Raw genomic sequence first — 11,820 nt, 5'->3', positions numbered from 1 at the left:
GAGCTCTGGCTCTTGGGCACCTCAGCCCAAGGGCCAGAGCTTTTTTGCGTTGAGGTAGGGTCAGGGGGCATCGTAGGTACGTTTCCCACAGGAGGCCCCCGGGTGGAGGTCCAGGAGACCCGTGTCCAGACGGACCGGGTCCTCACCATCCCCAACATCCTCAGCATGGCGCGGCTGCTTGGCGTGCCGCTGTTCCTGTGGCTGATTCTGAGGCCTGAGTTCGGCGGGCCGAAGAGTGATGGCTGGGCCCTTCTGGTGTTGGCTCTGAGCGGCGTCAGCGACTACCTGGACGGCAAGCTCGCGCGGCGCTGGAACCAGATCAGCAGCCTCGGCCGGCTTCTCGACCCGGCGGCCGACCGGCTCTACATTCTCTCGACTTTGGTCGGTCTCACCTGGCGCGAGATTCTGCCCATCTGGTTGACCGCTGCACTTCTGGCGCGTGAGCTGGTTCTGCTGGTGATGGTGGGCATCCTCAGGCGTCACGGCTATCCGCCGCCGCAGGTGAACTTCCTTGGGAAGGCAGCTACGTTCAACCTGATGTACGCCTTCCCGTTGCTGCTGCTCAGTGACGGAAGTGGATGGATCCCGTCACTCGCTGCTATTTTCGGATGGGCGTTCGCCGGATGGGGTACAACGCTGTACTGGTGGGCAGGAGTTCTCTACGTGGTTCAGGTCCGCCGCCTGGTCCGAGCGGACGCCATGGCCGAGTGAACTCGCGGATTGAAGCGGGCGTAGTGGCCCGATGGCCCGCGGTGGAAAAGTGCGGGACAATCTTGGCGGGTGAAGTCGGCTAGACCGTCGTCTCTTCGAGGAGGACGCTTCCGACATGAAGGCCGTCGTGATGGCCGGAGGCGAAGGCACGCGCCTTCGCCCCATGACCTCAAGCATGCCCAAGCCGCTCCTGCCGGTGGCCAACCGGCCGATCATGGAGCACGTTCTGAGGCTGCTCAAAAGGCATGGGCTGAATGAGACCGTCGTGACAGTTCAGTTCCTGGCTTCGCTGGTCAAGAACTATTTCGGTGACGGCGAAGAGCTCGGAATGGAGCTCACCTATGCCAACGAGGAGAAGCCGCTCGGTACTGCCGGAAGCGTCAAGAACGCCGAGGAGGCGTTGAAGGACGACGCCTTCCTGGTCATTTCCGGCGATGCCCTGACGGACTTCGACCTCACCGAGCTGATCAACTTCCACAAGGAAAAGGGTGCGCTCGTCACAGTCTGTCTGACCCGGGTGCCCAATCCACTGGAATTCGGTATCACGATCGTCGACGAGGAGGGCAAGGTCGAGCGCTTCCTCGAGAAGCCGACCTGGGGCCAGGTCTTCTCGGACACCGTGAACACCGGTATCTACGTGATGGAGCCCGAGGTATTCGACTACGTCGAGGCCGACGTTCCCGTGGACTGGTCCGGTGATGTCTTCCCGCAGCTGATGAAGGAAGGCAAGCCGATCTATGGCTATATCGCGGAGGGCTACTGGGAGGACGTCGGCACTCACGAGAGCTATGTGAAGGCGCAGGCGGACGTCCTGGAGGGCAAGGTCGACGTCGAACTGGACGGCTTCGAGATCTCCCCGGGCGTGTGGGTGGCGGAAGGTGCCGAGGTGCATCCCGACGCGGTGCTCCGCGGACCGCTCTACATCGGCGACTACGCCAAGGTCGAAGCCGGTGTCGAAATCCGGGAGCACACCGTCGTCGGCTCGAACGTGGTCGTGAAGAGCGGAGCCTTTCTGCACAAGGCCGTCGTCCACGACAACGTGTACGTCGGGCAGCACAGCAATCTGCGCGGGTGCGTCGTCGGAAAGAACACCGACATCATGCGCGCCGCCCGGATCGAGGACGGCGCGGTCATCGGTGACGAGTGCCTGATCGGTGAGGAATCGATCGTTCAGGGCAACGTGCGGGTCTATCCGTTCAAGACCATCGAGGCCGGTGCCTTCGTCAACACCTCGGTGATCTGGGAGTCGAGAGGCCAGGCGCATCTCTTCGGTGCCCGTGGCGTCTCCGGAATCCTGAACGTGGAGATCACGCCGGAACTCGCCGTGCGCCTCGCCGGCGCCTATGCGACGACCCTGAAGAAGGGCTCCACCGTCACCACGGCCCGCGACCACTCCCGTGGTGCCCGGGCGCTCAAGCGGGCGGTGATCTCCGCGCTTCAGGCCAGCGCCATCGACGTACGCGACCTGGAGAACGTACCGCTGCCGGTGGCGCGGCAGCAGACCGCGCGGGGCAGTGCCGGCGGGATCATGATCCGGACGACACCCGGTGTGCCGGACTCCGTGGACATCATGTTCTTCGACGGGCAGGGGGCGGACCTGTCGCAGGCCAGTCAGCGGAAGCTGGACCGGGTCTTCGCCAGGCAGGAGTACCGGCGTGCGTTCCCCGGCGAGATCGGGGACCTGCACTTCCCGGCCAGTGTGTTCGACTCGTACACCGGGTCGCTGCTGCGGAACGTCGACACGACGGGGATCGCGGATTCGGGGCTCAAGGTCGTCGTCGACGCGTCGAACGGCAGCGCCGGGCTCGTGCTGCCCAGCCTGCTGGGCAAGCTCGGTGTGGACTCGCTGACCATCAACCCCGGTCTCGACGAGTCCCGGCCCACGGAGTCGGCGGACACGCGGCGGTCGGGGCTGGTGCGGCTGGGCGAGATCGTGGCATCGGCGCGGGCCGCGTTCGGCGTGCGGTTCGACCCGGTCGGCGAGCGGCTTTCGCTGGTCGACGAGAAGGGGCGGATCGTCGAGGACGACCGTGCCCTGCTGGTCATGCTCGACCTGGTGGCCGCCGAGCGCCGTAGTGGTCGTGTGGCGTTGCCGGTGACCACGACGCGGATCGCCGAGCAGGTGGCGGCGTATCACGGCACTCAGGTGGAGTGGACGACCACCTCGCCCGATGACCTGACCAGGGTCGGCCGTGACGAGACGACGATTTTCGGCGGCGACGGCAGGGGCGGGTTCATCGTCCCGGAGTTCAGCAGCGTCTTCGACGGCACGGCGGCCTTCGTACGGCTGATCGGGCTCGTGGCGCGGACGCAGCTCACGCTGAGCCAGATCGACGCGCGGATCCCACGGGCGCATGTCATCAAGCGCGATCTTGCGACCCCCTGGGCCGTCAAGGGGCTCGTCATGCGGCGGGTCGTCGAGGAAGCCGGAGATCGCTTTGTCGACACGACCGACGGAGTGCGGGTCGTGGAGACCGACGGGCGGTGGGTGATGGTGCTGCCGGACCCGGCGGAGGCGGTCACCCATCTGTGGGCCGAAGGGCCGGACGACGCGTCCGCCCAGGAACTGCTCGACGAGTGGTCCGCGGTCGTGGACAGCGCCGGGCGGTAAAGCAACACGCACACGCGCGTGCCGGACAGGTGTCCCCGAAAGGGGGCCTGTCCGGCATGCCGGTGGGGCCATTCGGAGGTAGCGGCCGCGACGTGCGACGATGTGCGGCATGCCGCAGCCGCCCCCCGTTCGGAGCACATTCACGCCCCCTGCGCGCCCGGACGCGTCCATGTCGCTGCTCAACAACGTCATGGATCACAGCCTCGACGACGGGTACGCCGAGGCCGCCGCCCGCAAGAAGGCCGCGGGTGACGGGGGACTGCCCAAGACACTGCGGGCGAAGCTGGGACTCGCCGCCGGGCTGGTGCTCGCGGCGCTCGTGGTGACGGTGGGAGCGGCGCAGGCGCGTGTGGCGGCTCCTGTGGTGGCCAAGGAGCGCGAGGAGCTGATCGACCGCATCGACCGGGAGACGGCGACGGCGGACAAGCTGGAGGAGACCATCGACGACCTGCGCGCCGACGTGAGCGCGCGGCAGCGCGAGGCCCTGAAGACGGCCGGCGGCGACCAGACGGAGCTCGTGGGCATCCTCGCGGGCGCGGTCGAGGTGCACGGCCCTGGCGTGAAGCTGGTCGTGAACGATGCCAAGGCAGCGGGCACGGACGGCGACGGCGACCCGCGAGGGTCGTCCGGGTTCTCCGACACCGGGCGGGTACGCGACCGCGACATGCAGCGTGTGGTCAACGGACTGTGGGAGTCGGGCGCGGAAGCCGTCTCGATCAACGGACAGCGGCTGACCGCCCTGTCGGCGATCAGGGCTGCGGGTGACGCAATACTGGTCGACAACAAGCCACTGGTGCCGCCGTACACGGTGCTGGCGGTGGGGGACGGGGAGCGGCTGAGCACCAGGTTCCAGGACAGTGCCGACGGGCTGTACCTGCACGCCTTGCAGGAGAACTTCGGCATCCGGACCAACATTTCCGTGCAGGAAGATCTGCGGCTGCCAGCCGCCCCGAGCGTGATCGTACGTACAGCACAGCCGAACACCGAGAAAACCGAGAAGGGCACATCTTGATCGCCGTACTGGGCCTCGTCGTCGGAGTCGTGGCCGGACTGTTGGTCCGGCCGGAGGTTCCGGCGGTCGTCGAGCCTTATCTGCCGATCGCCGTCGTGGCGGCGCTGGACGCCGTCTTCGGGGGGCTGCGGGCCATGCTCGACGGCATCTTCGACGACAAGGTCTTCGTCGTGTCGTTCCTGTCCAACGTGGTCGTGGCCGCGCTGATCGTGTTCCTGGGCGACAAGTTGGGCGTCGGCGCCCAGCTGTCCACGGGTGTCGTCGTGGTGCTCGGCATCCGGATCTTCTCCAACGCCGCGGCGATTCGCCGGCACGTGTTCCGGGCGTGAGGCCGATGAGCAACCAGGAACAGACCCCGGACAACAGGCTGCGCAAGGAGCTGCCCGAAGAGGTGGCGGCTGGTGCGGGTGAGGCTTCGGTGGCCCCTGAGGGCGCGGAGACGCCCGAGGAGCAGCGGAACCGGCAGGCCGGGCTGACCGGTCGGCAGCGGCTCGCGCAGGGCCTGTGGCCGCCCCGTGTGACCCGTGCCCAACTCATCGTCGCCCTGCTGCTGTTCGGCCTCGGGTTCGGTCTGGCCGTCCAGGTGGCGTCGAACAGCGACAGCGACAGTGCCCTGCGCGGCGCACGGCAGGAAGATCTTGTTCGCATTCTCGATGAACTGGACGACCGTACTCAGCGTCTAGAGGACGAGAAGCAAGGTCTCGAGGAGCAGCGTGGCGAACTGGAGAACAGTTCGAACCAGGCCGAGGAGGCTCGCCGGCAGACGGTCGAGAAGGAGAGGCAACTCGGCATTCTGGCGGGCACGGTGGCCGCTCAGGGACCTGGCATCACGATGACCATCGACGACACGAAGGGGACGGTCGAGGCGGACATGCTGCTCGACGCGATCCAGGAGCTGCGCGCGGCCGGCGCGGAGGCGATCCAGGTGAACGGCGTCCGCGTCGTCGCCGGGACCTACCTGACCGATGCCGGAAACAGCGTGAGCGTCGACGGGAACAAGATCAACGCGCCCTATCGTTTCAAGGTCATCGGCAAGCCGCAGGACCTCGAACCAGCGCTCAACATCCCTGGAGGCGTGGTGCAGACCCTGGAGAAGGAGCAGGCCACCGTGACGATCGAGCGGTCGGACAAGATCGTTGTGGACGCCTTGCGAGCGGCGAAGCGGCCTGACTACGCTCGGTCGTCCTCCCAGTGAACCGGGGGTGCATGGGGGACGTCGGGGGAGGGCATGAGGTTGCGGGGGGTCGGCGCACCGATTGGGTGGTGCGTGGTGGAAACTGTCTGGCGGAGACGGACGTTGTGAGGATGTCTGAGTCGGCCAGAGAGAGCAGTCAGGGTTCGTCCTGCCCCACGGGCGGGTCTGTTTCGGTCAAGGGGAATCGCCCGTGAAGTTGTTTGCGAAGTTGTTCGGCAAGAGCGCGCGAGAGGGCAGCGACAACGCGACCGCTCGTCACCGCGCACAGGGGGACGACGAGGGCCAGCGCCCGCTGTTCAGGGATCAGGTGCCTGGGCCGGGCGGTGACATTTCCGGAGGTCAGGGCGCGCCGTCGGTTGACCCTGGCCAGTCCGGCGGCATAGGTTTCGGGCAACCGTCAACCTCAAGTACGGGTGGAGGGTTTTCCCCGATGTCGGCCCTGGTGTGTACGAGGTGCGGTAACCGCAACGCGGAGAACAGCCGCTTCTGTTCCAACTGTGGTGCTCCGCTGCGAAGCGGCGCTACGCCCGAGCGACCGTCCGAGACGACCTCCACGATCTCCATCTCCGGTATCGAGGCCTACGACGCCGAGACCACCGGTCAGACGCAGATCCCGGCGCTGTCGCCCGAGGCGCAGGCCGCTGTCGACGCGCTGCCGCTGGGCTCCGCGCTCCTGGTGGTGCGCCGCGGACCGAACTCCGGCAGCCGGTTCCTCCTGGACGGCGATCTGACCACAGCCGGTCGTCACCCGCAGAGCGACATCTTCCTGGACGACGTGACGGTCTCGCGTCGGCACGTGGAGTTCCGTCGCGCCCAGGACGGCTCGTTCACGGTGGCCGACGTCGGCAGCCTGAACGGCACGTACGTCAACCGCGAGCGGATCGACCAGGTCCCGCTGAACAACGGCGACGAGGTGCAGATCGGCAAGTACCGGCTGGTCTTCTACGCGAGCCAGCGGGGCTACTGACCCTCCCCCGGAGACCGTCCGGGGAGACCCAGGGAAGGTCCATGCTGAAAACACCGAGCGGCGGTGCCGGCCACGGCATCGCCGCCACGGACGGTCGGCTGATGAGCATCGGCACGGTGCTGAACGTGCTGCGCGACGAGTTCCCTGACATCACCATCTCCAAGATCCGCTTCCTGGAGTCGGAAGGGCTGGTCGAGCCGCAGCGGACCCCCTCGGGGTATCGCAAGTTCAGCGCGCAGGACGTCGAGCGGCTCGGTCACGTCCTGCGGATGCAGCGGGACCACTATCTGCCCCTCAAGGTGATCCGGGAGCACCTGGACGCCATGGAGCGCGGTGAGGCGGCACCGCTGCCGACCGTGTGCCGTCAGCGGGACGGCGAAACGGTCCTGGAGCCCGTGGAGGGGCCCGCGGCGGCCCGGATCGGGCGGGCCGAGCTGCTGGCCGCCGCCGAGATCGACGAGCGCGAGCTCGCGGAGTGGGAGTCGTACGGCCTGATCGCTCCGCTGCCGGACGGGGTGTACGACGCGGAGGCGGTCACCGTGGCCGCGCTCGTGGCCGAGCTGGGGCGGTTCGGTATCGAGCCCCGGCATCTTCGGGTGATGAAGGCCGCCGCCGATCGTGAGGCCGGGCTCGTGGACCAGGTCGTGGCGCCGTTGAAGCGGCACCGCAACCCCCAGACCAGGGCTCACGCCGAGGCGCGCGCGAAGGAACTGGCCGGTCTCACGGTCAAGCTGCACTCCGCGCTGGTGCAGACGGCTCTCGGGGTGCGGCTGCCCTGAGCGGGGCAAGCACAGGAAGGCCGGATCGGCCACCCGTTCCCTGCCCGACTACCCAAACGTCCCGAGCACGGCCTAGGGTTGCTGTGTGAACGAGCTCGATGTCGTAGGTGTCCGGGTCGAAATGCCCTCCAACCAACCGATCGTGCTCCTGCGCGAAGTGGGAGGCGACCGCTACCTCCCCATCTGGATCGGGCCGGGGGAGGCGACGGCCATCGCCTTCGCCCAGCAGGGCATGGCCCCCGCGCGACCGCTGACCCACGACCTGTTCAAGGACGTGCTGGAGGCCGTCGGCCAGGAGCTCACCGAAGTACGCATCACGGACCTGCGTGAGGGCGTCTTCTACGCCGAGCTGGTCTTCGCCAGCGGCGTCGAGGTGAGCGCCCGTCCGTCCGATGCCATAGCGCTCGCCCTGCGCACCGGGACGCCGATCTACGGCAGCGACGGGGTGCTCGACGACGCCGGCATCGCGATCCCGGACGAGCAGGAGGACGAGGTGGAGAAGTTCCGCGAGTTCCTCGACCAGATCTCGCCCGAGGACTTCGGCACCAGCAGCCAGTGAGACGGTGTGGGCGGGGCCGGGCGGACTTGCGGTCCGTGTCGGTTCGGCCCACAGTCGGTTACAGCTCAAATGCCGGCATTTGCCAGTGGCGAGCGAGAGCGTCCCGAGGCCCGCTCGGAAGGCATTCGGCTAGCCTTTCCCCGCGGTGGGGTACGGGAAACCACTCCTAGGGTGATTATCACTCGGCGTGCCGAGTGTGGCGATCGTTGACGCACCCTTGGTGACTGCCTACCGTCGTGAAGGCAGGTCAAGGACGGAGGTCGGCGTGAGAAGCAGCGGCGACGGTACGGCTGGGGGTGCCCCCGGGCGCAGTCTCGGGGCGAGCGGTCCGTACCCGCTTCACAGCAGCGCTGTTCAGGGCGGTGCTGCCGATCACGCTTCGCATCGGCCGACGGCCGTGCCGAGCACCGGCGGAGGGGCGGCGTCCATGGAGTCGGAAGAGATCGGCTACCGCGGTCCGACGGCATGTGCGGCCGCCGGCATCACATACCGCCAACTGGACTACTGGGCGCGCACCGGGCTCGTCGAGCCGAGCGTGCGGCCCGCGTACGGGTCCGGGACGCAGCGGTTGTACAGCTTCCGGGACGTCGTCGTCCTGAAGATCGTCAAGCGCTTCCTCGACACCGGTGTCTCGCTTCAGAACATCCGCACCGCCGTCCAGCACCTGCGGGAGCAGGGCTTCCGCGACCTGGAGCGCATGACGCTGATGAGCGACGGCGCGACCGTGTACGAGTGCAGCTCGCCGGACGAGGTGCACGCGCTGCTCCAGGGCGGGCAGGGGATCTTCGGGATCGCCGTGGGTGTGGTGTGGCGGGACGTCGAGAACGCTCTGTCGCAGTTGCACGGGGAGCGGATCGACACCGGGGAGACCCTCATCGGGCACAACCCGGCGGACGAGTTGGCCCGGCGGCGCAACCGGGCGGTCTGAGCGGGCTTCGGTCCCGCCTCGCCGGGCACCTCGTAGTGGTCGGGCCGGTGCCGCCGGTGAACCGTCGGTTCATGCCGGTGGGCTCTCGGCCGGTATCGGTGGCCGCAAGCGTGCGGTTGCAGCAGGGCATTGATGCTCCTATTGCTGGTCAAGCGGTTTGGAGCCAGTTGCGGTAGGCGTGGGCGAGGTCGTCGAGTCGGCGGGTTCCGCGTTCGACGTCGGAGATTCTGGTGGGCCAGACCCCGAGGTGTCGTGCGGCGGCGGTGAGGGTGATGTTCTTGGACAGCCGCAGAGGGCGCAGGTCGGCGATGTCGGGAACGTTGACCGTGGTGGTCAGGCAGCGGAAGACCTCGCGGGCGATGGCTCGTTTCAGCAGCCGGATGATCTCCTTCTTCGTCCGTCCGGCGGCCAGCTGGCGTGCGGCGTATTCGCGGGTTCGGGCGTCGCTGCCCATGCGGACCAGGGCGATGCGGTAGAGGGCGGCATTGGCGGCCCGGTCGCCGCCCCGGGAGAGGCGGTGGCGGTTGGTTCTGCCGCTGGAAGCCGGCACCGGGGCGGCTCCGCACAGAGCGGCGAAGGAAGCCTCGGTCCGCATGCGTTCAAGGTTGCCGCCTGCCGTGATCAGGAGCTGTGCGGCGGTGTCGGGGCCGACTCCGTGAGCGGCTCGCAGGCCGGGGTTGGCGGCGGTGACCGCACTGTCCAGGGCCTTGGTGAGGGCTTCGTGCTCGGCCGTCAGCTCCTTGACGCGTCGGGCAAGGGTTCTCAACGCGGTCAGGACCGCGGTGTGCAGGGCGTCTCCGGCCGGCCGCAGCCGGGCCAGGGCATCGGCCCGGTCCATTGATCTCAGCGGACCGTACCTGGCGCGGATGGCCTCGGGGGCCCAGACGAGGATGCTGCCGATCTGGTTGAGCGCGGCGGTGCGGGCCTTGACCGCGGAGCGGGCGGCGTTGTGCAGGGCGCGTATGCCGGTGACGGTGTCGTCCTTCGGCGCGCTGGAGGCCCGTGCGGACAGGGCGGCGCGGGCTGCGGCGTAGGCGTCGATGGGGTCGGACTTGCCGATCCGGCGGCGTTCGGCCCGGTCCGGCCGGTTGACCTCGATGACCCGGTGCCCGCGTGCGCGGGCGGCTCGGGTGAAGCCGGCCCCGTAGCAGGACGTGCCCTCCACACCGATCGCCCGCACCTGCCCGTGGGCGTCGACGAAGGCCAGCGCGGCAGCGTATCCGGCAGGGGTGGTGCTGAACTCGGCGTCGGCGAGGTGACCGCCGTTGTCGCTGATGACTGCGACATGGAGGGTGTCGGTGTGGGAGTCGACGCCTGCGAGGACGTTCTGGTCGGTGCCCGTGATGTCTTTGAGGGCCTGTGCTGCCATCCTGGTGAACGCCTTCCTGGTTGGAGGCGGCGCCGGCCGGGTGGCTCAGACAGGACATTGAAGGGGCTTCTGACCAAGCTCCTATCAGGTCATGGTCCGCCCGGCCGGAGCCATGAGAACCAGCTCCAGCGGTCGGACAGAACAACGCGAAGACAGCCCAGCAGGGCGTCAGTCAGTGGCAGAGCCACGACCACCGGAAGCCGCTACGAGTATCAATGTCAGTGGCGTGAGGCAGCATCGGAGATGTGAGAAACGCGCCCACGATCCTGCATCTCGACATGGATGCCTTCTACGCCTCGGTGGAGCAGGCATCCAAGCCGAGCCTGCGTGGGAAAGCCGTGATCGTGGGCGGGCTCGGGCCGCGTGGAGTCGTCGCCACCGCTTCCTATGAGGCCCGGGTGTTCGGGGTGCACTCGGCGATGCCGATGGCGCAGGCGCGGCGGCTGGCGCCGAACGCCGCGTATCTCGTGCCGCGGTTCGGGATCTACCGCGACATCAGCGAGCAGGTGATGGGGCTGCTGCGGGAGCTGTCGCCGCTGGTGGAGCCGCTGAGCCTGGACGAGGCGTTCGTGGATCTGGAGGCCGGGGGAGCGGCCTGGGACGACTCGTCGGCGCGGCTGGTGGGGGCGAAGCTGCGCGGCGACATACGGGCCGCCACGGGGCTTGCGGGATCGGTGGGGCTGGCCGCGTCCAAGATGCTCGCGAAGATCGCCTCCGAGCAGGCCAAGCCGGATGGGCTGGTGCTGATCGAGCCGGGGACCGAGCGGGCGATGCTGGGGCCGATGTCGGTGCGCACGCTGCCGGGTGTGGGGCCGGCGACGGGGGACCATCTGCGGCGGGCCGGTATCCATACGGTCGAGGAGATCGCCGAGGCCGGTGAGGACGAGCTGGTCCGGCTGCTGGGCAAGGCCCATGGGCATGCGCTGTACGCGATGGCGCTGGCGCACGACGAGCGGCCCGTGGTGGCCGAGCGGGAGACCAAGTCCGTGTCGGTCGAGGACACGTACGACGTGGACATCCACGACCGGGTGCGGGTCGGGCTGGAGGTGCAGCGGCTGGCCGATCGCTGTGTGCGGCGGTTGCGGGGCGCCGGGCTGTCGGGGCGGACCATCGTGCTGAAGGTGCGGCGGTACGACTTCTCGACCCTGACGCGGTCCGAGACGTTGCGGGGGCCGACGGATGATCCGGCGGTGGTGCGGGAGGCCGCCGCTCGGCTGCTGGAGTCCGTGGACACGACGGGTGGGGTGCGGCTGCTGGGGGTCGGGGTCAGCGGCCTTGCCGACTACACGCAGGAGGATCTGTTCGCTCAGGCCGCGGGGGAGCTGGGGGAGCAGCAGCCGGTGGAGGGCGGGGAGGACGGCGCGGAGGCGGTGGCCGTGGCGCGGGGGGAGGAAGGGCCGGGCGAGCGGAGGTGGCTGGCCGGGCACGATGTGCGGCATGCCGAGTACGGGCACGGGTGGGTGCAGGGGAGTGGGCTCGGGCGGGTGACCGTGCGGTTCGAGACGCCTGGCTCGGCGCCGGGGCGGGTGCGGACGTTTCGGGTGGAGGATCCGGGCCTGGCGGCGGTGGAGCCGTTGCCCCTGGTGGAGGAGCGGCCCGGAGGGAGTGGGGGAAGCCGGGGTGTTGCGGGAAGTGGGGGATCTGGCACGGCGGGGGCATCTGAGGGGGCTGTGGCCGGTGGGGTCTGAG

At 68.6% G+C, this 11,820-nt stretch carries 11 protein-coding genes; 10 read left to right on the top strand and 1 reads right to left on the bottom strand.

The features are described from left to right. Positions 1-102 precede the first annotated feature (102 nt). From clsA to AC3ETA_RS22110, 9 genes are all read left to right on the top strand, one after another. Positions 103-711 carry a cardiolipin synthase ClsA gene (clsA, locus tag AC3ETA_RS22150; RefSeq protein ID WP_030966866.1) on the top strand — a complete coding sequence of 203 codons (609 nt, stop codon included), beginning with the start codon at positions 103-105 and terminating at the stop codon, positions 709-711. A gap of 115 nt (positions 712-826) precedes the next feature. Next, positions 827-3,322, top strand: a complete 2,496-nt coding sequence (locus tag AC3ETA_RS22145; protein WP_432194636.1) for a sugar phosphate nucleotidyltransferase — start codon at positions 827-829, stop codon at positions 3,320-3,322. Between the two features lie 109 nt (positions 3,323-3,431). Beyond that, complete coding sequence (locus tag AC3ETA_RS22140) at positions 3,432-4,334, top strand: DUF881 domain-containing protein (protein ID WP_432194635.1); 903 nt, start codon at positions 3,432-3,434, stop codon at positions 4,332-4,334. Beyond that, positions 4,331-4,663, top strand: coding sequence for a small basic family protein (locus AC3ETA_RS22135; protein WP_003988855.1), 333 nt, complete (start codon positions 4,331-4,333; stop codon positions 4,661-4,663). The genes AC3ETA_RS22140 and AC3ETA_RS22135 overlap by 4 nt, the downstream gene beginning before the upstream one ends. A gap of 5 nt (positions 4,664-4,668) precedes the next feature. Then, positions 4,669-5,529 carry a DUF881 domain-containing protein gene (locus AC3ETA_RS22130; RefSeq protein ID WP_432194634.1) on the top strand — a complete coding sequence of 287 codons (861 nt, stop codon included), beginning with the start codon at positions 4,669-4,671 and terminating at the stop codon, positions 5,527-5,529. Between the two features lie 148 nt (positions 5,530-5,677). Next, entirely contained in the window at positions 5,678-6,496 is an 819-nt protein-coding gene (locus AC3ETA_RS22125; protein ID WP_346182646.1) for a zinc-ribbon and FHA domain-containing protein, read from the top strand. A 41-nt stretch (positions 6,497-6,537) separates the two neighbouring features. Then, positions 6,538-7,275, top strand: a complete 738-nt coding sequence (gene ftsR / locus AC3ETA_RS22120; protein WP_432194633.1) for a transcriptional regulator FtsR — start codon at positions 6,538-6,540, stop codon at positions 7,273-7,275. An 85-nt stretch (positions 7,276-7,360) separates the two neighbouring features. Next, entirely contained in the window at positions 7,361-7,834 is a 474-nt protein-coding gene (locus AC3ETA_RS22115) for a bifunctional nuclease family protein (protein ID WP_004002801.1), read from the top strand. Between the two features lie 265 nt (positions 7,835-8,099). Then, on the top strand, positions 8,100-8,762 hold the full coding sequence (locus AC3ETA_RS22110; protein ID WP_432194632.1) for a MerR family transcriptional regulator: 663 nt from the start codon (positions 8,100-8,102) through the stop codon (positions 8,760-8,762). Positions 8,763-8,910: 148 nt separating this feature from the next. On the opposite strand, the gene AC3ETA_RS22105 is transcribed toward AC3ETA_RS22110, so the two are convergent. Next, positions 8,911-10,131 carry an IS110 family RNA-guided transposase gene (locus AC3ETA_RS22105; RefSeq protein ID WP_432194631.1) on the bottom strand — a complete coding sequence of 407 codons (1,221 nt, stop codon included), beginning with the start codon at positions 10,129-10,131 and terminating at the stop codon, positions 8,911-8,913. Positions 10,132-10,376: 245 nt separating this feature from the next. Between AC3ETA_RS22105 and AC3ETA_RS22100 the strand changes: the two genes are divergently transcribed. Then, complete coding sequence (locus AC3ETA_RS22100) at positions 10,377-11,819, top strand: DNA polymerase IV (RefSeq protein ID WP_432194630.1); 1,443 nt, start codon at positions 10,377-10,379, stop codon at positions 11,817-11,819. Position 11,820 lies beyond the last annotated feature (1 nt).

This window comes from Streptomyces sp. bgisy027 (assembly GCF_057710365.1).
This window is presented reverse-complemented; position numbering and strand designations above follow the sequence as displayed.

Coding starts and splice junctions, on each gene's coding strand:
- AC3ETA_RS22145 (WP_432194636.1), top strand. CDS start 827: ATGAAGGCCGTCGTGATGGCCGGAGGCGAAGGCACGCGCCTTCGCCCC.
- AC3ETA_RS22140 (WP_432194635.1), top strand. CDS start 3,432: ATGCCGCAGCCGCCCCCCGTTCGGAGCACATTCACGCCCCCTGCGCGC.
- AC3ETA_RS22130 (WP_432194634.1), top strand. CDS start 4,669: ATGAGCAACCAGGAACAGACCCCGGACAACAGGCTGCGCAAGGAGCTG.
- ftsR (WP_432194633.1), top strand. CDS start 6,538: ATGCTGAAAACACCGAGCGGCGGTGCCGGCCACGGCATCGCCGCCACG.
- AC3ETA_RS22105 (WP_432194631.1), bottom strand. CDS start 10,131: ATGGCAGCACAGGCCCTCAAAGACATCACGGGCACCGACCAGAACGTC.